The 21,264-nt window shown below is 62.9% G+C and carries 21 protein-coding genes and 1 tRNA gene; 14 read left to right on the forward strand and 8 right to left on the reverse strand.

Annotation, left to right across the window (positions count from 1 at the left end; translation table 11 throughout):
• Window positions 1-4: 4 nt before the first annotated feature.
• Window positions 5-1,750, reverse strand: a complete 1,746-nt coding sequence (locus WMP96_RS06260; RefSeq protein WP_239205519.1) for a pyruvate dehydrogenase — start codon at window positions 1,748-1,750, stop codon at window positions 5-7.
• A 172-nt stretch (window positions 1,751-1,922) separates the two neighbouring features.
• Between WMP96_RS06260 and WMP96_RS06265 the strand changes: the two genes are divergently transcribed.
• Both WMP96_RS06265 and WMP96_RS06270 read left to right on the forward strand, forming a co-directional pair.
• Window positions 1,923-3,434 (forward strand): MFS transporter, encoded by a 1,512-nt coding sequence (locus WMP96_RS06265; RefSeq protein WP_239205517.1) that lies wholly within the window; start codon window positions 1,923-1,925, stop codon window positions 3,432-3,434.
• Window positions 3,400-3,954 carry a TetR/AcrR family transcriptional regulator gene (locus WMP96_RS06270; protein WP_284835443.1) on the forward strand — a complete coding sequence of 185 codons (555 nt, stop codon included), beginning with the start codon at window positions 3,400-3,402 and terminating at the stop codon, window positions 3,952-3,954. The genes WMP96_RS06265 and WMP96_RS06270 overlap by 35 nt, the downstream gene beginning before the upstream one ends.
• A gap of 27 nt (window positions 3,955-3,981) precedes the next feature.
• Here the strand turns inward: WMP96_RS06270 and WMP96_RS06275 are convergent.
• Window positions 3,982-4,054 (reverse strand) — tRNA-Thr (locus tag WMP96_RS06275).
• Between the two features lie 151 nt (window positions 4,055-4,205).
• Between WMP96_RS06275 and thrE the strand changes: the two genes are divergently transcribed.
• From thrE to otsB, 5 genes are all read left to right on the forward strand, one after another.
• Window positions 4,206-5,942 (forward strand): threonine/serine exporter ThrE, encoded by a 1,737-nt coding sequence (thrE, locus tag WMP96_RS06280; protein WP_239208062.1) that lies wholly within the window; start codon window positions 4,206-4,208, stop codon window positions 5,940-5,942.
• 86 nt (window positions 5,943-6,028) lie between these two features.
• Window positions 6,029-6,388 (forward strand): hypothetical protein, encoded by a 360-nt coding sequence (locus WMP96_RS06285; RefSeq protein WP_023019892.1) that lies wholly within the window; start codon window positions 6,029-6,031, stop codon window positions 6,386-6,388.
• A gap of 14 nt (window positions 6,389-6,402) precedes the next feature.
• Window positions 6,403-7,845: an alpha,alpha-trehalose-phosphate synthase (UDP-forming) gene (locus WMP96_RS06290; RefSeq protein WP_301716369.1), complete on the forward strand. Its 1,443-nt coding sequence runs from the start codon at window positions 6,403-6,405 to the stop codon at window positions 7,843-7,845.
• A complete protein-coding gene (locus WMP96_RS06295) occupies window positions 7,842-8,360 on the forward strand; it encodes an META domain-containing protein (protein WP_239205507.1) in 519 nt (172 codons plus the stop codon). The genes WMP96_RS06290 and WMP96_RS06295 overlap by 4 nt, the downstream gene beginning before the upstream one ends.
• Window positions 8,361-8,378: 18 nt before the next feature.
• Window positions 8,379-9,158 (forward strand): trehalose-phosphatase, encoded by a 780-nt coding sequence (gene otsB / locus WMP96_RS06300; RefSeq protein ID WP_301716370.1) that lies wholly within the window; start codon window positions 8,379-8,381, stop codon window positions 9,156-9,158.
• A gap of 25 nt (window positions 9,159-9,183) precedes the next feature.
• Here the strand turns inward: otsB and WMP96_RS06305 are convergent, their stop codons facing one another.
• Entirely contained in the window at window positions 9,184-10,281 is a 1,098-nt protein-coding gene (locus WMP96_RS06305; RefSeq protein ID WP_340432436.1) for a LacI family DNA-binding transcriptional regulator, read from the reverse strand.
• Between the two features lie 80 nt (window positions 10,282-10,361).
• Between WMP96_RS06305 and WMP96_RS06310 the strand changes: the two genes are divergently transcribed.
• The 5 genes from WMP96_RS06310 (at window position 10,362) to WMP96_RS06330 (ending at window position 14,846) form a co-directional block, all read left to right on the forward strand.
• Entirely contained in the window at window positions 10,362-11,330 is a 969-nt protein-coding gene (locus tag WMP96_RS06310; RefSeq protein WP_301716371.1) for a metal ABC transporter solute-binding protein, Zn/Mn family, read from the forward strand.
• Window positions 11,330-12,031, forward strand: a complete 702-nt coding sequence (locus tag WMP96_RS06315; protein ID WP_023019898.1) for a metal ABC transporter ATP-binding protein — start codon at window positions 11,330-11,332, stop codon at window positions 12,029-12,031. The genes WMP96_RS06310 and WMP96_RS06315 overlap by 1 nt, the downstream gene beginning before the upstream one ends.
• On the forward strand, window positions 12,009-12,923 hold the full coding sequence (locus WMP96_RS06320; RefSeq protein WP_239205497.1) for a metal ABC transporter permease: 915 nt from the start codon (window positions 12,009-12,011) through the stop codon (window positions 12,921-12,923). The genes WMP96_RS06315 and WMP96_RS06320 overlap by 23 nt, the downstream gene beginning before the upstream one ends.
• A gap of 11 nt (window positions 12,924-12,934) precedes the next feature.
• A complete protein-coding gene (locus tag WMP96_RS06325; protein ID WP_301716372.1) occupies window positions 12,935-13,771 on the forward strand; it encodes an alpha/beta hydrolase family esterase in 837 nt (278 codons plus the stop codon).
• Between the two features lie 64 nt (window positions 13,772-13,835).
• Window positions 13,836-14,846, forward strand: coding sequence for an HNH endonuclease signature motif containing protein (locus tag WMP96_RS06330; RefSeq protein ID WP_301716373.1), 1,011 nt, complete (start codon window positions 13,836-13,838; stop codon window positions 14,844-14,846).
• Between the two features lie 16 nt (window positions 14,847-14,862).
• Here WMP96_RS06330 and rlmB read toward each other — a convergent pair whose 3' ends face one another.
• From rlmB to WMP96_RS06355, 5 genes are read right to left on the reverse strand one after another with little or no spacing between them, the layout of a single operon-like run.
• Complete coding sequence (rlmB, locus tag WMP96_RS06335; RefSeq protein ID WP_023019902.1) at window positions 14,863-15,810, reverse strand: 23S rRNA (guanosine(2251)-2'-O)-methyltransferase RlmB; 948 nt, start codon at window positions 15,808-15,810, stop codon at window positions 14,863-14,865.
• Window positions 15,811-15,833: 23 nt separating this feature from the next.
• The gene (gene cysS, locus WMP96_RS06340) at window positions 15,834-17,222 is read right to left on the reverse strand and encodes a cysteine--tRNA ligase (RefSeq protein WP_340432441.1); all 1,389 of its coding nucleotides are present in this window, start codon (window positions 17,220-17,222) and stop codon (window positions 15,834-15,836) included.
• 44 nt (window positions 17,223-17,266) lie between these two features.
• Window positions 17,267-17,749, reverse strand: a complete 483-nt coding sequence (ispF, locus tag WMP96_RS06345; protein ID WP_023027768.1) for a 2-C-methyl-D-erythritol 2,4-cyclodiphosphate synthase — start codon at window positions 17,747-17,749, stop codon at window positions 17,267-17,269.
• The gene (ispD, locus tag WMP96_RS06350) at window positions 17,742-18,491 is read right to left on the reverse strand and encodes a 2-C-methyl-D-erythritol 4-phosphate cytidylyltransferase (protein ID WP_301716375.1); all 750 of its coding nucleotides are present in this window, start codon (window positions 18,489-18,491) and stop codon (window positions 17,742-17,744) included. Before ispD ends, ispF begins: the two co-directional genes overlap by 8 nt.
• Window positions 18,463-19,047: a CarD family transcriptional regulator gene (locus tag WMP96_RS06355; protein ID WP_005325718.1), complete on the reverse strand. Its 585-nt coding sequence runs from the start codon at window positions 19,045-19,047 to the stop codon at window positions 18,463-18,465. The genes ispD and WMP96_RS06355 overlap by 29 nt, the downstream gene beginning before the upstream one ends.
• A 191-nt stretch (window positions 19,048-19,238) precedes the next feature.
• Between WMP96_RS06355 and WMP96_RS06360 the strand changes: the two genes are divergently transcribed.
• A complete protein-coding gene (locus tag WMP96_RS06360; protein WP_034655526.1) occupies window positions 19,239-19,826 on the forward strand; it encodes a hypothetical protein in 588 nt (195 codons plus the stop codon).
• A 73-nt stretch (window positions 19,827-19,899) separates the two neighbouring features.
• Window positions 19,900-21,261, forward strand: coding sequence for a DNA repair protein RadA (gene radA, locus WMP96_RS06365; RefSeq protein ID WP_301716376.1), 1,362 nt, complete (start codon window positions 19,900-19,902; stop codon window positions 21,259-21,261).
• Window positions 21,262-21,264: the final 3 nt, after the last annotated feature.

A 21,264-nucleotide genomic window follows, 5' to 3' on the forward strand; every position in this document is an offset into this window, starting at 1 on the left:
CTATTTAGAAGTCCTGCGGGCGTGGGATGTTGCGCAGGTTGGACTTTGCCATGGTGATCATCTGGCCCACACCACCGTCCAGAACGGTGCGGGTTGCAGCCTTGGAGAAGCCCATGAGCTGCTCGATGGTCAGCGTTGGTGGCAGGGACAGGGCGTTGGGGTCAGTAACGACGTCGATAAGAGCCGGGCCGTTGTAGGCCAACGCCTTCTTGATCTGCTCCGGAGCTTCCTTCGGATCCTCGATGCGGAAGTGCTTGATACCGGAAGCCTCTGCAATCTTGGCAAAGTTGACAGACTCGTGGTCGGTCTCGTGCTCTGGCAGGCCCTGCACCAGCATCTCCAGCTTGACCATGCCCAGGGAAGAGTTATTGAACACGAACATCTTGATAGGCAGGTTGTGGAGCTTTACGGTCAGCAGCTCACCCATCAGCATGGATAGTCCGCCGTCACCAGAGAAGGTGATGACCTGGCGGCCAGGGTTAGCGGCCTGTGCACCCAGCGCCTGTGGCAGGGCGTTGGCCATGGTGCCGTGGCGGAAGGAGCCAATCTGCTCGCGCTTGCCGTTGGCAGTGATGTAGCGAGCGCCCCACACGTTGCACATGCCGGTATCGACGGTGAAGATGGCATCTTCATCCGCGTTCCTATCAATGAGGTCTGCAACGTACTCTGGGTGGATCGGGGTGTGCTTATCCACGTTGGAGGTGTAGGCCTCTACAACGTGCTCCAGCTTGCCGTAGTGCTTCTTGAGCATCTTATCCAAGAAGGAGCGGTCCTTCTTCTCATCCACGTGCGGCAGGATGTTCTCGATGGTAGCGGCTACATCGCCGGTAACCGGATAAGAAATCTTGGTGCGGCGGCCGATGTGGGAGCCGTTGATGTCCACCTGTGCCACATTGGCATCCGGCAGGAAGTCGTTGTACGGGAAGTCGGTACCCAACAAGATGAGCAGGTCAGCCTCGTGGGTGGCCTCGTGTGCTGCGCCGTAGCCCAGCAGGCCGTTCATGCCCACATCGAATGGGTTCTCGTACTGGATGTACATCTTGCCACCCAAGGCGTGGCCGATAGGAGCCTTAATCTTCTCCGCCAGCTTCAGCACCTGTTCGCGGGCATCCTTGACGCCAGCGCCAACGAAGAGGGTGACAGTCTTAGCCTCGTTGATGGCCTGGGTCAGGGCCGCAGCCTCGGCTGGGTCTGGGAAGACAACCGGGCGACCAGTAGAAATCTTGGACTCCACAAAGGAGTCATCGTCGGCGTCCTGCATAGAGACGTCGCCCGGGATGACCAGCACGGAAACACCGTTGCCCGCCATGGTGGACTGAATGGCGTGGTGCAGGACAACACCGCCCTGCTCAGCAGAATTGACCATCTCGCAATAACCAGAGCACTCCTGGAAGATTGCCTCTGGGTGGGTCTCCTGGAAGAACTTGGAGCCGATCTGGCGGGATGGAATGTGGGAAGCCAGCGCCAGAACCTTGGCGCCGTTGCGGTGGGCGTCATACAGGCCCTGGATGAGGTGAGTGTTGCCCGGACCGCAGGATGCAGCACATACTGCCAGCTTGCCGGTGGTCAGGGAATCTGCCTCAGCGGCGAAGGCTGCAGCCTCCTCATTGCGGACGTGAATCCACTCGATGGAGGAGCGACGAACTGCATCCACGATCGGATTCAGAGAGTCACCGACTAGGCCATAAATGCGCTCGACACCCTGCTTTTCTAGGGTGTCAACTAGCTGTTCTGCATAGTTACGTGCCATTAATTATCATCCTTAACTCTTAATTGGTGCTGATACCACTGTGCTACTTACACCGCAGGAAAGTCCACTATCCTCCTATACACTCACACAGTGTCCCCAGCTGTGAGGAAGGTAATACTAACCTATCTTCGACTGTAAACTATAACGACCGTTCGGTACTGTTTACTCTGCTATGAGTATCCACCCGCCCCGCGCACGAAGCCGCACCGCTCCGGCCTCCACGGCCGCACAACGGTGGTCTTTCTGCGCCGTCATCTCTCTGGGGTTACTCATGGTTGGGCTGGATAATTCCATCCTCTACACCGCATTGCCGCAACTATCGCAGCAATTGCATACCACCGATACCCAGCAACTATGGATTATCAACGCCTACGCGTTGGCACTCTCCGGTCTCCTTCTCGGTACCGGCACGCTAGGTGATCGCACCGGCCACCGGCGGATGTTCCTCATTGGTCTGGCCATTTTTGGCGGCGCCTCCCTACTCGCCGCCTATTCCCCCAGCGCCTGGACGCTGGTCCTAAGCCGGGCCTTCCTCGGCTGCGGCGCCGCCATCATGATGCCATCGAGCCTTGCGCTTATCCGCCTTACCTTTCCCGATGAGGTGGAGCGCAACACGGCCATTGGCATTTGGGGTTCCGTCGCCGTCATCGGCGCGGCGGCCGGCCCCACCGTGGGCGGCTTCTTTTTGGAGCACTTCTGGTGGGGCTCAGTATTCCTACTCAATGTCCCGGTCGTGGCCCTTGCCCTCGCGTTGACCTTGCTCCTAGCTCCGCCAAACGCCCCAAATCCCCTTAAACACTGGGACTTTCCTTCGTCCCTGTATTCCCTTATCACTCTTACCAGCCTGGTACTGGCCATTAAATCCCTGCCGCACGCGTGGCCGGTGAGCGTCGCTGCGGCTGCCGTCTTCGTCTGCGGCGCGCTCGCCTTTGCCCACCGCCAGACCCGCTTGGCAGATCCCCTTCTGACCTTCGACATCTTTGGTTCCCGCGTCTTCAGCGGCGGGGCCTTAGCGGCCGGCGGCGCCATGTTCGGAATGTCCGGCCTGGAGCTGCTCAGCACCCAAAAGCTGCAGCTTGTCGACGCCCTCTCACCCCTCCACGCCGGCCTTATCATCTCCGCCATGGCGCTATCTGCCATCCCTACCTCCATCTTGGGCGGCGCCACATTGCATCGCCTGGGATTCCTCCCGCTCATAAGCGGCGGATTCCTCCTTATGGCCACCGGCATGATCCTGCTGCTCGCAACCCGAGGCGAGGCGCTTGCCCTACTCGTTGTCGCGCTCGTCCTCACCGGCCTAGGCGCGGGCCTTGCCATGTCCGTATCCTCAACCGCCATCATCAATGCCGCGCCCCTCCACCGCACCGGCATGGCCGCTGGCGTAGAGGCGGTCTCCTATGAATTTGGCACCCTGATTTCCATTGCCCTGACCGGCACCCTCGTGCCTTTACTCATGGCCCGCGAACTCCCACCTCACCTCGCAGAACTAGGAACCGACGCGCTGCATCACCCCGCTTCCCACGCGACCGCCGCCAGCGCCTACAATGCCGGGTATCTTTCCACCATCGGCGGCCTGGCTTGCTTCGCCTTACTCCTAGCCGCGATAACCGCCTGGTGCTTCCGCGATAACCCCAAATCAGGAGATCCCCATGCCGCGAATCAACAAAAAGACCGCAGCCCTTGAAGCTGCGCTCGACATCATCGCCGCCGAGGATGTCTCCGGCCTTACCTATGACTCCCTGGCGCAGGCGACCGGCATGTCCAAGTCCGGTCTCATCTACCACTTTCCTACCCGCCACAACCTGCTGGTAGATTGTCACCGCTTTTGCGCTGAGCGCTGGGAAGAAGAGCTCGAGCAACTAGCCGGCGGCCACCCTGCCAGCGAGCTCAGCTTGGCCGAGCGCTCCCGCGCCTTGGTGCTATCCATGGGTAAAAAAGATCCCCTCGTCAAGCTGTTGATGTGCGTGCACTCCCAGACCCACCCAGATTTTTCTGCCCAGTGGGCAGATGTGGATGCACGGTGGATGGTGGATCCTTCCGCCGCCGAGACGGACGAGGATGACCTACTCGTCATGTTGCTTAGTACGGGGCTGTGGGTGCACGATCACCTCAACCAGCGCAAGCTCTCCCCCGCTAACCGCCAACGCATGGTTGACCGGCTTTTTGGGCTTATTGATGCCCCCACAAAACACCACGAAGGCTAGGCCCACGCTGGACCCAGCCTCCTTTTGAGCTGGAGACGAGACTTGAACTCGCAACCTACGCATTACAAGTGCGTTGCGCTACCAATTGCGCCACTCCAGCACCGCGGGAGATATCCCGCTCGTTGCATAGTACCCGAGCACCAACGCTAAAGGGAAAGCCGGTCCCCCATCTATGCATTGACAGGGTACAGGGGCTAAAGTTCAGGCAGAATCTATCCCACTTTCTCAGCGCTTTTTCGAGGGTTATTTCCGTGTCATTTTTGTCCGCTATGCGGGAGCGCCTGCGCGCTTCCTCGGGCCAAGTAGCCATCATCGACGCGGCTAAAGCCGCACCGCCGCCATCGCCACTCGCCCCGGTCGATCTCCATGATGCCGCCCAGGTCACCGGCGTCATGGAGATCGCCGCCCGCATTGGTGAAATCCTCATCGGCGCCGGTACGGCTAACTCGGATGCCCGCGCCCAGGTACACCTGGCGGCATCTTCCTATGGCTTGCACTACTGCCACGTGGATATCTTGATGAATACCATCACCATCCACACCACCATCGGCACCGGCGAGCAGCGCCAAAACCTGCACGTCTTCCGTGTGGTGCCGAGCATTGGCGTGGATTTTTCCAAGCTCTCGGCCGTCGATAAGCTCATTCGCTCTATCCACTCCGGCCAGATGCCACCGGCCATGGCGGAGCAGCGCCTCGACGAGATTGACCGCATGCCCGCCCCTTATAAGCCGGCCACGGTCATGCTCGGCTGGGGCGCGATGGGTGGCCTGATTTCCATGATGCTCGGCGGCGATCTGCTCGTCGGCGTGGTGGCCTTTGTGGTTTCCGCCTTCATCATGGGTCTGAACGCTTGGTTGGCCAACTATCGCTTGCCGCCCTTCTATCAGAATGTGGTCGGTGGCTTCTTCGCTGTCTTCCCTGCCGCCATTTTGTACAACGTGGCGGCCTCGTTCGGCATTAATTTCTCGCCGGCACAGATCATCGCCTCCGGCATCATCGTGCTGGTAGCGGGTCTAACCTTGGTGCAATCGCTGGTCGACGGCATCACGCGCGCCCCCGTAACCTCCTCCGCCCGCTTCTTTGAGGCGCTGCTATCTACCGGCGCCATCATCGCTGGCGTGGGCGTGGGCATCCAGCTGGCTGATTCGCTGGGCTTTAACCTGCCGCCGCTGGCCACGCTGGCCCCGCCGGTCTACCACGAGATTCCGCTGCTGGTGGTGCTCGGTGGCACCGGCTCCGCCGCCTTTGCGCTAGCCTGCGGGGCTGCCTGGATCGAGATCACCATGTCGGGGCTTACCGCCGCGGCCGGCATGATCTTCTATTACTTCGTGGTGGTGCCGTTTGGCATCGGCCCGGTGATTGCCTCGGGCCTGTCCGCTGTGGTCGTCGGCCTGGCCGGCGGCTTGATGTCGCGCCGTTGGGGCATCCCGCCGCTTATCACCATGATCGTGGGCTATACGCCGATGCTCCCCGGCCTCATGCTCTACCGCGGCATGTACGCCTCGCTCAATGAGCAGATGATTACCGGCTTTACCAACATGGCAATGGCGCTAGCCATTTCCGGCGCGCTGGCCGCCGGAGTGGTGTTAGGCGAGCGCGTGGCCCGCCGCCTGCGCCGCCCGCAGTACTTCCGCCCCTACTCCGCTTTCAAGCGCATCGGCCGCTTCTCCTTCCACAAGGCCACGCACTTGGCCCGCAAGGCCCCGCGAATCCCGCGTGTGCCGATGTCCCCATTTGCCCCGCGCGTCAATCGCCCGGAGTTACCACCCAAGCTCGGGCCGAAGCCGCCGCAGCAGCACCCGCGCCACGAGGCCCAAAACCACGGGCCGCATACCCGCTCCGCCGCGGACCTGTGGCCGGAGGATTCTCAGTGGCCGGCGCAGCCGCAGCAGCACGAGAAGACCACCTATACCGTGCCGGGCACCGAAACGTTTCGTGCCCAGAAACCGGAGCAGCCGGGCACCGAATCCGGACCCGAGCGGCCCTAAACGCCGCCGGTAGCGTACAATATTTGCTCTGATAGCTTTTCTTGCAAGCGCTTAAGTAGTTTCCACAACGTTCAGGAGGACACGTCGTGCCACCCAAGGTCCAAGACACCCACCCACAGGCTGACCAGAATCACGCCCTTGAGGAGGAGACCTCCCGCGCAGCCCGCCGCATCGTGGCCACCTACGCCCAGGACTTCCTCGACGGCGTGACCCTGATGTCCATGCTGGGCGTGGAGCCCAAGGGCTTGGTACACAAGAAGGTTCTGGCGGAGCAGGCCGATGCCGCCCCGAAGAAGTCGACCAAGAAATCCAGCAAGAAGTCCACGAAGAAGTCGACCAAAAAGTCCACCAAGAAATCGACAAAGAAGTCGACCAAGAAGGCCACGAAGAAAGCGACGAAGAAGGCCTCTAAGAAGGCAACAAAGAAGTCTGCTAAGAAGTCTTAAGTTATTCTTGCACCATGAGTGAGCATGGCAATGACTTCGTGGTGGTGGCCAACCGCCTGCCGGTTGATCTAGAAACCCGGCCCGATGGCAGCCATACGTGGACACCCTCGCCAGGCGGACTGGTCACCGCCTTGTCCCCGGTCCTGGAGTCCCATCAGGGCTGCTGGGTAGGGTGGCCCGGCGTGACTGACACCGCACCTGAGCCCTTCCGCACCGATGCCGGCGTGCTGCTGCATCCGGTCAAGCTCACCGAGTCCGATTTCGAGGGTTTTTATGAGGGCTTTTCCAATGCCACCCTGTGGCCGCTCTACCACGATCTCATAGTCACCCCTACCTACGACCGCGATTGGTGGCACGCCTATCGCGAGGTCAACCTGCGCTTTGCAGATGAGGTAGCCGAGGTCGCCGCCGAGGGTGCCACCGTGTGGGTCCAGGACTACCAGCTGCAGCTTTTGCCCGGCATCCTGCGCCAAAAGCGCCCCGATCTCACCATCGGGTTCTTCTTGCATATCCCCTTCCCCTCTGCCGATCTCTTCCGCCAGCTGCCGTGGCGCGAGGAACTCGTGCGCGGGCTGCTCGGCGCGGATCTCATTGGCTTCCACTTGGAGGCCAATGCCCGCAACTTCCTCGAGCTCGCCCACCGCCACGGCCTCGACGTGGAAGGCGAAGCCAGTACCCGCGAGGTCACCGCACATATTCACCTACCGCAGGGACGCACCATCGGCGTGGGGGCTTTTCCCATCTCTATCGCCGCGAAGGACTTTGCCAGGTTCACTGCGGAGGATGAGCGGGACGTCGCCAAGCTGCGCGAAGAGCTGGGCTCGCCCCAGCGCATTATCCTGGGAGTGGATCGCCTCGATTACACCAAGGGCATCCTGCAGCGGCTGACTGCTTTTGAGGAGCTGCTGGAGTCCGGAGCACTCGACCCGGAAGAAGTAGCAATGGTGCAGCTGGCCACGCCGTCGCGCGAGCGCCTTGATCATTACAAGGCCACCCGCTCCAAGGTGGAAGAGGCCGTCGGCCGCATCAACGGGCGCTTTGCCCGCGTGGGACACCCGGTGGTGCACTACCAGCACCGGGGCGTGGCTAAAAGCCTGCTGCGCAGCTATTACCGGATGGCCGATGTCATGCTGGTCACCCCCTTCAAGGATGGCATGAATCTGGTGGCCAAGGAATACGTGGCCTGCCACGACGATGGTTCGGGCGCGCTAGTGCTCTCCGAGTTTGCCGGCGCTGCCGATGAGCTCAGCCAGGCCTACCTGTGCAACCCCTTCGATATCGAGTCCGTCAAGGCCGCCTTGCTCAATGCGCTCACCGCGCTTGACGATGCCCCCTCTGCCATGTCCCAGCGCATGCTCGCCATGCACCAGCAGGTCACTGAGCACGACGTACAGCTATGGTCCCAGTCCTTCCTGAGCTGCCTGCGCCATGCCGACGCCGAGGAGGCTGGCGCATGATGCCTCGCTGTGCCCGCCTCATTACTCCGCTCGCCGCTGCGTGCGCCGCCACGCTGCTAGTTGCCTGCGGCTCCGGCGAAGAAGAGCCCCAGGCCCCTGGTGATGAGCAGATCCTGGATAAACAGTGGCAGGTAGTCTCCATCAACACCACCCCGGATGCTGCCTCTACCATCCCCGAATCCATCCCGCAGGCACCCACGTTGAGCTTTGGTGAATCTACGCTGGTAGGCACCACCGGCTGCACCCAAATGGTGGGAAAGGTGACCTATTCCGCCGATGAGGAGCGCCAAAATATCCAGGACGGCAACCGCCTGCACTTTGATGAGGTGGATTATGACGAGACCGCCCAGGATTGCCATGGCGCGTCCGTGTGGGCCGATAACCTGCTGCGCAACTTGATTTCCACTGGCCGCGATTTCCACTACACCGTCAATAGCAATAACCAGCTGGTCTTAGAGCTGGTTACAGATGAGGTGGACTCGCCGTCTATCAAGTTGGTTTCCCTCGGCAATTAAATACGTAGGCTGGAAGCCATGACGCTTTCCACCACTATCAAGGCTCTTGCCGCCGCCGAGCACCTCGCGGTGGTCTCGGATTTTGACGGCACGCTCTCCCCCTTTGCCACGGCCATCTACGACGTCGAGATGAACCAAGACTCCCTGCGCGCCTTGGATAAACTTGCTCACCTGCCGCATACCACCGCGGCCGTGCTGTCCGGCCGGCACCTCGCTGGCCTGCAGCGCGTGTGTCCACTGCGCGAGCCCGTACTATTCGGCGGATCCCATGGCGCCGAATCCTCTTGGGAAGAAACGGATCTAACTCCCGCGATGCGCGAGCATCTGGCCGCCAAGGAAACCGAGATCCGCGCAATTATGGAGCGCTTCCCAGGCGCGGATATCGAGGTCAAGCCCTTCCAGCGCGTACTGCACCTGCGGGCGCTCGAGGATACCGACCCAGAAGCTGCCGCCCAGGCTTATGAAGCCGGTCTCGCACTCGACCCGGGCGGCTTCCCACGCACGGCCGGTAAGTCCGTCGTGGAGTTTTCTGCCACTCAGGCCACCAAGGGCACGTGGTTAGACGAGCTACGCGAGCGTACCGGCGCCACCGCCATGGTCTTTTTGGGCGATGATGCCACCGACGAGGACGGTTTCCGCGCCCTCCACCAGCCGCCGGACGTCGGCGTCAAGGTCGGCGAGGGCGATACTGCAGCCGTAGTACAGCTTGCCGACGTCGACGCCGTCGCCCACTTCCTCACTGAGCTCGCCACCGCCCGCGCGGCCCATATAGGTCACTCCCGCGGCGACGACGCCTAGCCGGTAAACCCCGGCCTGCCCCGACTTAACGCGGTGGTGCCACGGTCCGCCCGGCCGCGAAATTCGTCCGCAGTACCCGCCGCGACACCGCCGGCACGGCCGCGGCCGCATTATCCGCGGCGGCGATGAGGTTAGAGAGCATGTGGCCGGCGGCGGCGCCTTTGGCCTTATTGGGCTGGATGATGGTCGTCAAGCCAAGGCGCTGCGCCGCATCGATGCCGTCGAAGCCGGTGACGGAAAGCTCGCCGGGGATATCGATGCCTCGTTCGCGCGCATAGGTCATCACGCCCAGCGCCATGGAGTCGGTGGTGCACAGGACTGCGGTGAGGTCAGGGTGGGCGTCGAGAAGCAACTGCGCGGCCGCCCGCGTGGTTTGCGCATCATTGATGTGCTGGGTGACCACGGGCACGGTTTCCGGCGCGATCCCCGCCTGCGCAAAGACGTCCATAGCGCCCATGACGCGGGCGTGCTGCACGTGCATATCGGCCTCTTGCAACTCCTCCCAGGAAATGGGGCCATCGTGGCGCTCACGTTTGAGGCGAATGGCCAGCACGCCAATCTTGCGGTGGCCGGCCTCCACCAGCGCGCGGGCAGCCGGCGCAATCGCGGCTCGGTCATCGATCCCTACAAAAGGCAGGCCCGAATCCGTCGGCTGATCGCAGACCACCACCGGCAGCCTGCGCCCGCGCGCCGCCTCCAGGTAGGCATCCCCGGCCGCCACGGAATAAACCACAAAACCATCCACGGCGGCCGAGCCGACCAAGCTGGTCGCCTCCGCTTCCCCCTCCGGGCCGGCCGGGATGAGGGTAAGCATGCTTTGCGCGCCGGCCGAGGCCTCCGCCATGCCGGCCAAGAAATCCACCGAGGCCATGTCTTCGAAGGCATAGGACAGGTGCTCAGTCAGCAGCACGCCCACCGCACCCGCACGGCGGGTGCGCAGGCTGCGAGCCGTGGGGTCCGGCCCGGGGTACCCTCGCGCTTTCGCCGCTGCCAGAATGCGCTCGCGCGTCGCGGCCGAGAGCTGGTCCGGCCGGCTATAGGCATTGGACACCGTCGTGCGCGAAACACCCAGTTCGGCGGCCAGCGAGGCCAGCGTCTTGCGGGTGGGGCTGCGTTTCACCATAGCCGTAAGTTTACCCCGCGGCCGCGTTTTCAATACATATTCAATTGACAACAATTACCATCAACAGCACACTGGGAGCTATGCATAACTCACTTCGCGCAACCGCCACCCTCCTCGCGGCCGGCGGCCTCCTCCTCACCGCCACCGCTTGCTCCTCCTCTGACTCTCAAGACTCGGCCGCCGAGCCCGGCGCTCAGAAGAAAATCTCTATCGTCGCTTCCACTTCTATCTGGGCCGATGTTGCCCAAGCCGTGGCCGATACCGCCTCCGGCGTGGACATTGAGGTCAAACCCATCGTGGAGGGCAATGGCGTCGATCCCCACCACTTCGAGCCTTCCGCGGCCGATATCGCCAAGGCCGAAGACGCGGACCTGCTCGTAGTCAACGGCGGCGGCTACGATTCTTGGATTTACCAGGCCGTCTCCGAGCAAGACAACATCATCTCCGCCCTGCCGCTGACCGACCACGGCAAGCTGGCCGATGACCCCAATGTCATGACCATCGACGCCGCCAAGGCCACCGCCAAGAAGGACCCAACGAAGGTCACCAATATCGAAGGCAACGAGCACATCTGGTACGACCCAGCTGCGCTCGACGAGGTCGCCGGTAATATCGCGGACCAGATCAATGAGCTCAATACCGATGCGCACGCCAGCACCGAGCGCGTGGACTCCCACGTCAACCGCCTGCGCGACAAGCTCAAGGAGCTACCGGGCGATCTCTCCTACGCCCAGACCGAGCCGATTGCGGACTACATCATGAAGTACACCTCCGGCAAGGACGTCACCCCAGACGGCTACCGCAAGGCCACCATTTCTGAGGGCGAGCCCACCGCGGCCGACCTTGCCGCCTTCACCAAGGCCATCAAGGACCACAAGGTGGACCTTCTCATCTTTAACCCGCAGACCGAAACCGATACCGCCGGCCGTATCAAGTCCGCCGCGGAGGATGCGGATGTCAATATCGTCGAAATCGGCGAGACCCCGCCGGATGGCAAGGAGTTCTGGACCTACTATGACGAGGTCACCGACTCCCTGGGGAAGCTCTAGTGCTCATCCAATTTCATGACGCAGCGGTTGCCCCGCTGTGGTCCAGCCTTAACCTCGCCGTTGACCGCGGCGAGTTTATCGCCGTTTTGGGCCCCAATGGCGTGGGCAAATCCACCCTGCTCGGCACCATCTTGGGCACCCGCAAACTCACGGCCGGCAGCGTCGACGTGGACTGCCGCGTCGGATTCATCCCGCAGCAGCGCATGTTCCCGGCCGACCTGCCCCTGCGCGCCCGCGACTTAGTATCGCTCTCCCTTGCGCACGGCGCTTTCCGACGCCGCCGCCCTCCCCGCCACCGCGTCGACGAGCTCCTCGCCGAGGTAGGTGCCACCGGCCTGCGCGACCGCCGCGTAGGACAGCTATCCGGCGGCCAGCAGCAACTTATCCGCCAGGCCCAAGCGCTGGCCAATGACCCAGAGCTCATCCTTGCCGATGAGCCGCTGCTCTCGCTCGACCCGGCGCGCCAGCAAGACACCGTGGAGAAGCTAGATGCGCTACGCCGCGAGCGCGGCACCTCCATCATCTTTGTCACCCATGGCATCAATCCGGTACTCGGAGTGACCGATAAGGTGCTCTACCTTGCTCCCGGCGGCCATACCTTCGGCGCGGTAGATGAGGTCATGCGCTCCGATGTCCTTTCCGAGCTCTACGGTTCCAAGGTCAACGTCTTAAACGTCGATGGGAGGCTTATCGTTGTCTAGCTTCATAGAAGACACCCAGTACCTGCTCAGCGTTGATTTTGTACAGTCCTCGCTCATCGCCTCCGCGCTGCTGGGCATTCTTTCTGGCGTGATGACCTCGCTCATCGTGCTGCGCCAGATGTCCTTTTCCGTCCACGCGACTTCCGAGCTCGCGCTCATGGGTGCCTCCGCCGCACTACTTTTCGGTCTCAACTTAGGCTTTGGCGCGGTCGCCGGGGCCATCGTGGCCGCCATCATCCTCGCCGTACTGGGCTTTAAGGGCCAGCAAGACAGCGCCATCGGCGTGGTCATGAGCTTTGGCCTAGGACTGTCGGTGCTATTTCTGCACCTCTACCCCGGCAACGCGAATACCGCGATGACGCTGCTGACCGGCCAGATCGTCGGCGTATCCTCGGCCTCGGTATGGCTTTTGGCCGCAACCACCGTAGTCATCCTCTCCGCCGTAGCCATCCTGTGGCGCCCCATGCTCTTCGCTTCGGCCGACCCAGTTATGGCCCAGGCGGCCGGCGTGCCGACCCGTTTCATCTCGGTCGCCTTCGCCGTACTCGTGGGCCTAGCGGCCGCGCAGTCGGTACAAATCGTTGGTTCACTTCTCGTCATGGCGCTGCTTATCACCCCCGGCGCAGCGGCCGTGCAGATTACTTCCTCGCCCCTGCGCGCGGTCATGTGGGCCACCATTTTCGCCGAGGTGTCGGCCGTAGGCGGCTTCATCTTATCGCTCGCGCCTGGTCTTCCGGTCTCGGTCTTCGTCACCACCATTTCCTTTGTCATCTATCTGGTGTGCCGGCTCATCGGCTGGCGGCGCAATAAAAGCGCAGTGCGCGACGAGGTCGCCGCTAAACGCTTCCACGCCGACTGCCACACCACGGCCGAGGAGCACCACGCCGACTAAACTGGGCGGCTATGCACGTACACCGCCGCACCGCGGATGTGGATGGCCGCACCCGCCGCTTCCTCATCATCACGCCGGATAATCCCGGCCCGCATCCAGACCTGCTGCTCTTCTTCCACGGCTCGTTGCAATCCGGCAACGTGATGCGCCGCTTTACCAATGGCACCTTCGACGAGCTTGCCGATGCCACCAACACCATCCTCGTCTACCCCGACGGCGTGGATCGCCATTTCAATGATTGCCGCAGCATCCTACCGGTCACCGCCCGCACGGAGAACGTTGATGACATCGCCTTCGCCACGTATCTCGTTGAAGCTATGCAGCGCGAGTTCGGCACCGCGCGCACCTTTGCTTGCGGCTATTCCAATGGCGGTCAGATGGTGCTCCGCCTGCTTTTCGACGCTCCCTTTACCCTCACCCGCGCCTGCATCTTCGCCTCCACCTTGGGCGAGGGCGATAACCACGCGCCCAGCAACCCGGATGACTACCGGCCCACGCCGCTGCTGTTTTTCCACGGCACCGCGGACCCATATGCGCCTTATGAAGGCGGTGTGGCCGGGCTGGACGCCGAGCGCACCCGCGGCCGCGTGCTCTCCGCGCCTGCCACCGCGGAATACTTTGCGTTGGCCAATGGCTGCCAGCCACCGCGCGACTACCACCCCGCCCCGGATGTCACCGCCACCGAATACGCCGGCGATTTTCCCGTCGAACTATGGACCATGGAGGGCCTTGGCCACGTGATTCCCTCTAGCATGAGAACCGACCCGCGCATAGGCCCCAATACAGATTCCTTCCGCGCTGTGGATAAGGTCCGCGACTTTTTCGGCCTCGGCACCGCGCAGTCCTAGTTATCCACAGCGGCGCGCCTTATCCCTCGCCCCAGCTCGCGTCCCGCACCTAATGTGTGGAGCCATGAACGCGCTGCACACTTTCTTGGCAGGCCTAGCCGCCGGCATGGACATCATCGCCGACTGCCACGGCCTAACTCAGCGCGCGCTAATCGAGGCCGGCTGCCCCGACACCACCGCCACCCGCCTGCTCGCCCTCGCCGATACCTACTTCGGCCCGACCGCGTTTAGCCGCCTCCAGCGCGAATCCATCGCCGCCGCTCGCACCAATGGGCACAGCCTTACCGCGCTGCTGGCCATCGAGCGCTACGCCACTCGGCTGAGAAATAAGCGTCAGGCCTGGGCGCTGCGTCGGGAGTTGTGTGGGATGAAGGGGGATGCCTCGGACGTCGAAAAGCGGGGGCGTAAACGCGTGCGCGAGATTAAAGGCCCGCCGCAGCGCACACCCGGTGTCAAGCTCTACCGCCGCGCCGAGGGCCCCTGGACTATGACGATTACCGGCAAATCCGCCGATATTGCGGATATGCATGCCGCGCTGGATAAAGATGCCCCGCTAGATTCGGTGCGCAAGATTTTCCAGGGCAAGACCGCCGCCTCCGGTGCGTCCGTGACCACCAATGTGGTGCTGCGCTTGGACGAGCTCGACCGCGTCGTCGACTGCGCGGGCGATGACGTGACACTGCAGCTCACCAATGGCGCCCGGATGACCGGCGCAGACCTCGTGCGCCGCGCATTTACCGAGCATGGCTATGTCACCCTCATCCATCCCGTTAAAGGCCCGGTGAATCTGTATCGCACGGAGCGGCTCGCCTCACCCAAGCAGCGCACCATGGCGGCCGCGGAAAATCCCACTTGTCCTTGGCCCCAGTGCAATTATCCCGCCGACGAATGCCAAGTCCACCATCTCACCGCCTGGCGCCACGGCGGCGAGACAAACCCCGAAAACCTCACCATCGCCTGCCCGTACCACAACGGCGTCAACGACGATGACCCCAACGCCCCGCCAGTTCGCGGCCGCCTGGCCCGGGTGAATGGCACCATTAGGTGGCTGCCGCCTTGGGCAGAAGGCGGCTAGAAACTCTCGCTAGAGACTACTGGGCCGCGCGGCGCTGGCGTGCGAATTCGGAAAGCACAGAACCGGCCGCGACGGAAGCATTGAGGGACTCGACCCAATCCGTCATAGGGATGGACATGATGACGTCGCAGTTTTCCCGCACGAGGCGAGAAATCCCCTTGCCCTCGGAACCGATGACGATGACCACGGGGTCCGTCGCGCCGTTATATGTATCCAGCGTGTGCTCGCCGCCGGCATCTAGGCCGACGACCTGGTAGCCGCTCTTTTGGAATTGCTGTACGGTGCGGGTGATATTCGTCGCGCGGGCGACCGGCAGGCGCGCCGCCGTGCCGGCCGAGGTACGCCACGCCACGGCAGTCACGGATGCGGAGCGGCGCTCTGGGATGATGACGCCGTCGCCACCAAAAGCTGCCACAGAGCGAATCACCGCGCCGAGGTTGCGCGGGTCGGTGATGTTATCCAAGATGACGAACATGCCCGGACGGGCACTTTCGGCCGCACGGGAGATGAGCTCGTCGACATCGGCGTATTTATACGGCGGGATCTGCAGCCCAATGCCCTGGTGCATGCCGTTACCGGTCATGCGGTCCATCTCGTGGCGCTGCACCTCGATGATGGGGATATTGCGGGTATTGCACATGGCCACGGCCTCAGACAGGCGCTTATCGTTGCGGGTACCGGCCACGATATAGAGCGTGGTGGCCGGAACCTTGGCATGCAGACACTCGATGACCGGGTTGCGGCCCACGACCATCTCGGCGGTCTCCTTCTGGTGACGGCCGGAGTTGCGGCGGTCGCGCTCCAGCTTGGCCTTGTGCTTGGCGTGGTAAATGCGGTCCTCTGCCTTGGGTGTCGGGCCCTTGCCGGCCAAGCCCTTGCGGCGCTGGCCGCCGGAGCCCTTGGTTGCGCCCTTCTTATTGGTCTTGCGGATTCCCGCGCCACCGCGGCCGTGGGTACGTGCCATAGTTTATTGTCCTTTCGGAGTGCTTAACGCTGCGCCAGCGACCAGGTCGGGCCGTCTGGGGTATCGGTGATGGTGATGCCGGCGGCCGTGAGGCGGTCACGGACGGCGTCGGCAGTAGCGAAGTCCTTGTCCGCGCGCGCCTGGGTGCGCCGCTCCAGTTCAGCCTGCACCAGCGCATCCAACGCGGCATCCGCCCCGCTAGCTTGCGCTCCATCTTCCCACTCCAGCGGGTCAAAGCCAAGTACGTGTGCCATCGCCCGTACCTGGCCGGCCAGCGTGCGCGCCCCGGCCTCATCGCCGGCGGCAAGGGCCTTATTGCCAGCGCGAACGGTGGTGTGGATTTCCGCCAGAGCCTTGGGCACCGCGATATCATCATTCATCGCGTCTTCAAAGCCCTGCGTCCACTCGCCCAGCTCCAGGTCATCGAAGTGAGCGAGGAAGTCCTCGATGCGGCGGTAGCCTGCGGCGGCCTCGGTCAGCGCGGCCTCGGAATACTCCAGCACGGAGCGGTAATGCGCCGAGCCCAGGTAGTAGCGCAGCTCCACCGGACGCACCAGCTCGAGCATATTCGGAATAGAGAGCACGTTGCCCAGCGATTTCGACATCTTCTCGCCCGACATCGTCACCCAGTGGTTGTGCATCCAGTAGTTGGCAAACTTATCGCCGGCCGCGTGCGACTGAGCAATCTCGTTCTCGTGGTGCGGGAACTGCAGGTCCAGCCCGCCGCAGTGGATATCGAAATTGGAGCCCAGGTAATAGGTAGACATGGCCGAGCACTCCAGGTGCCAGCCCGGTCGGCCGTCGCCCCAGGGGGTGGGCCAGCTGGGTTCGCCCGGTTTCGCGGCCTTCCACAGGGCAAAGTCTTGGGCGCCGCGCTTGGCGGAATCTTCGCCCTCGCCCTGTTCCATTTCTTCTACCTTGTTGCCGGACAGCGAACCATAATCCGAGCCTTCGGCCTTGGTCCATGCGGCAACGTCAAAGTAGACGGAGCCTTCGGCGGGGTAGGCAAAGCCGGCGTCGATAAGCCGCTGCATATAGTCGACCATCTGGGTGACAAAGCCGGTCGCGCGCGGCTCTACCGAAGGCGGAAGCACGCCCAGGGTGTTATAGGCCTTGGTGAACTCGCGCTCATACGTGGATACCCACTCCCACCAGGGGCGATTATTCTCGGCCGCCTTGGTGAGGATCTTGTCATCGATATCGGTGACGTTGCGCACCAAGGCTACGTCATAGCCCTGGGCGAGCAGCCAGCGGCGCAGGATGTCGAAAGCGACGCCGGAGCGCAGGTGCCCGATGTGCGGCTGGGCCTGCGGGGTGGCGCCGCACAGATAAATCGAGGCATGGCCGGGGCGGATCGGCTCGAAATCGCGTTGGCTGCGGGTGGCTGTGTCATAAATGCGCAAAGTACTCACGCCACTTAGTCTAATTGACGCGTGCGCGGGGTTAGTGCGGTGGGCTAGGCGCGCCAGACGACGGCCGTAGCAACCGCCGCACGCCCCTCCTTACGGCCGGTGAACCCCAGGTGGTCCGTCGTGGTAGCAGATACGGACACGGGGGCACCGAGGATTTCGCTCAGCACGGCCTCGGCCTCTTCGCGGCGCGGACCCATCTTGGGGGTCTGGCCGATGAGCTGGGCGGCGGCGTTGCCGATGATAAAGCCCTCAGATTCGAGGAGCTGGCGGCATTCGCGCAGCAACTTCGCGCCGGAAACGCCATCGTATTCGGGGCGGCCGACGCCCACGAAGGAGCCGAGGTCACCGAGGTGGGAGGCGGATAAAAGGGCGTCGACAAGCGCGTGCGCTACAACATCCCCATCGGAGTGGCCCTCGCACCCGTCAACGCCTTCGAAGAGCAGGCCGGCGATCCAGCAATCCTTGCCGGCCTCGATTTGGTGGGCGTCGGTGGCAATTCCAACGCGCGGGATAATCGGATTAGTCATGGGTCTCCTCGGTCAGGGCGTGGGCCAGGGTGAGATCGATGGGCGTGGTGATCTTGAAAGCCAGGGTATCGCCCGGCACGGTTGCCACGCGCTCGCCGTGCCATTCCATGAGGCTGGCGTCATCCGTGGCGGTAAATTCGGGCTGCTGGGCCCAATAATCGAGGTTGGCCTGGCGCAGCGCGGACAGGCGGAAGGCCTGCGGGGTTTGCACTGCGCGCAGGCGGGAGCGATCGGGGGTGCTCAACACGGCCTCATCCGCGACTTCCTTGATGGTATCGGCCACCGGAACCACCGGCACGGCCGCGGGAGCGCCTTCCAGCACCCGCTTGGCGACGCCCCGCACCATCGCCGGCGGCGTCAACGCACGGGCCGCATCGTGGATGAGCACCACGGCATCCTCGTCCGGGATTGCTTGCAGGCCGGCCCACACGGAATCGGCGCGCTCGCTGCCACCGTGAACGAGGCGAATCGGGGCGGCGCTTGCAGCGTCAGTAGCACCAACGGCGTCGATGCGGCCGATAATACGCGCGGCCTCAGCCTCCATGTCCGGGCTGACCAGGACGATAATTTCATCGACTGCCCCGGAGGCCAGCAATGCTCGCACGGAGCGTTCCAAGAGGGTGCGGCCGCGCAGCTCGACATAAGCTTTGGGCACCTCGGCGCCGAGGCGAGTTCCCTGGCCTGCGGCCGCGATGAGCGCGATGACGCGCGGTTTAGTCTTCGTCGTCGAAGGAGAGGTCATCGAGATCGATGTCGTTGTCGATATCGGTGGTGATGGACTTATCATCTACCAATCCGGCGGCGCGGTGGCGCTCGATGGTGGCATCGATTTCTTCCATCATGGTGTCGGCCTTCTTCTCATCGACCGGCTTGGCCAGTGCGAGCTCACCTACCAGGATGGTGCGGGCCTTGCCAAGCATGCGCTTCTCACCGGCCGAAAGGCCGCGATCCTGGTCACGGCGCCACAGGTCACGCACGACCTCGGCGACCTTATTAATATCGCCGGAAGCCAAGCGCTCCTGGTTAGCCTTATAACGGCGGGACCAGTTGCCGGCCTCTTCGACGTCCTCGTCACGCAGCACGGAAAAGACCTTTTCTAGGCCTTCCTTGCCCACGACGTCGCGCACGCCGACGTTATCGGCGTTCTTGATGGGCACGCGGACGACCAGGTCGGACTGGTTGATGTGCAGCACCAGGTATTCGAGCGTCTCGCCGCCCATTTCGCGGGTCTCGATATCCTCGATGACGGCCGCACCGTGGTGCGGGTAGACGACGACCTCGCCGACCTTATACTCCATTGCCACTCCTTGTGTTCCCGATTTATCCCGGTTGACTAAGGCCGCTATTTTATCACGCACGGTCACCCCGACTGCGGATACCCCCGTATACCCCCACGGTCTACCCGCCCGATTTGGGACAACTGTGTACTTTATTGCGAAAGGGACTAGGCTAAAGCGTTGACAAGCCCTGTGATCGCAATTGATGGAGGATGCTCAACGTGCAGTCCCTGAAGTCCGCCGCCCGCCGCGGTGCCATTATTTCCGTTACCGCCGTCTCCGCTCTGGCGTTGGCTTCTTGCTCGGCGGGTCATGTCACCCAGACCGCTGAAAAAGTGGCTGCGGTCGATGGCGCTTCTGCAAGCACGGAAGATAATAAGGCTGCAGTTCGCGATGTCACCATCCTGGTAGAGCCGGACGGCACTGCTGCACTGAAGTTCAGCGCCATTAACCAGGGCTACGACACCGATGTCATTTCCTTGGAGTCCGTGAAGGTCGATGGCCAGCGCGTTGAGATGAAGCAGCCACAGCCGCTGCACCGCGATGAGTCCATCATCGCTGATTCTCAGAAGAACCTGGAAGCTAACCCCCAGCAGGATTCCGAAACCGTCCAGTACATCGCCACCAAGTTGAAGAATGATGACTACGGCTACGCCGGTGACCGCCCGGTTACCTTCGAGTTCTCCAATGGCTCCATCGACGTAAACGCCACCATCGCTGCCACCCAGATGCAGTCCGGCGAGTTCGACCGCGACGTCGAGTCCTCCGAGGGCTACACCTCCGAGGCTCCGAAGAACTAAGCCACACTACTTTCCAGCCCCGCTCCCAGCCCGTTTCGGGCTGGGAGCGTCTGTGTGTTTTAGGCTAGAAGCCATGGCCAAGAAAACCCGCCCCATCCATACCTGTTCCGAATGCGGCTACGTCTCGCCCAAATGGCTCGGGCGATGCCCGGACTGCGGTGCGTGGGGCACGCTGGAGGAAAAGGCACCGGTGGTGGCGGTGCCAGGGGCGTCGGCAAGCAAGGGCGTAGCCCCGTCGAGTCCGGCACAGCCGATTACCAAGATTGGGGCGCAGGCAACAAAGACGGTGCGCACCGGTATCGGCGAGTTGGATCGCGTGCTGGGAAGCGGCATCGTGCCGGGCTCGGTGGTGCTTATGGCCGGCGAGCCCGGCGTGGGCAAATCCACGCTACTGCTGGAAGTAGCCTCGCGGTGGGCACAGCTCGGCCGCACCGTGCTCTACGCGACGGCCGAGGAATCCGCCGGCCAGGTCCGCTCCCGCGCCGAGCGCACCGGCGCCTTGCAGGAAACTTTGTATTTGGCGGCCGAGTCCAACTTGGATGGGGTCTTCGGGCACGTCGATAAGCTGCAGCCTAGCCTCATCATCGTCGATTCGGTACAGACCATGCATGCCGTAGGTGTGGAGGGTGTATCCGGTGGCGTGGCACAATCGCGCGCGGTAACGGCCGCGCTGACGTCATTGGCGAAATCCACGGGCATTCCGGTGCTACTGGTCGGCCACGTCACGAAGGACGGCAACGTGGCCGGGCCACGCGTGCTGGAGCACCTTGTCGACGTCGTCTTAAACTTCGAGGGCGACCGCCAATCCAGCCTGCGCATGCTGCGCGGCATCAAAAATCGCTTTGGTGCCACCGACGAGGTGGGCTGCTTCGAGCAGACCTCCGGCGGCATTCGGGAGGTAGCGGATCCCTCCGGGCTATTCCTCTCGCACCGCGGTTCTACGCCGGATGGCTCGGCCGTGACGGTCGCGATGGACGGGGTGCGGCCGATTCTGGCGGAGGTGCAGGCGCTGACGGTGGACCCGGTGGCGAAAAACCCGCGGCGGGTGGTTACCGGGCTAGATTCCAACCGCGTGCCGATGGTGCTCGCGGTGCTCCAGGCCCGCGCCGGCCAGCGCACCAATGATAAAGATGCCTACGTCGCCACGGTCGGCGGCATGCGCATTACGGAAACCGCGACGGATTTGGCGGTGGCGTTGGCGACGTGGTCCTCGTTGCACGAGCAACCGCTGCCGGCCAAGACGGTTGTCATTGGCGAGGTGGGCCTGGCCGGCGAGTTGCGTCCAGTGCCCAATGTGGAGCGGCGCTTAATGGAGGCCGCGCGGCTGGGTTATAAGAACGCGATTGTCCCACGCGGGGAAATCGAGCCAGTAGACGGCATTCGCGTCCACCAAGCTGGGACGCTAGGGCAGGCCATCGCTGTGGTGGCGGGCTAGCGC

It is taken from the genome of Corynebacterium sp. KPL4035 (assembly GCF_037908325.1).
Taxonomy (GTDB): Bacteria; Actinomycetota; Actinomycetes; order Mycobacteriales; family Mycobacteriaceae; genus Corynebacterium; species Corynebacterium kefirresidentii.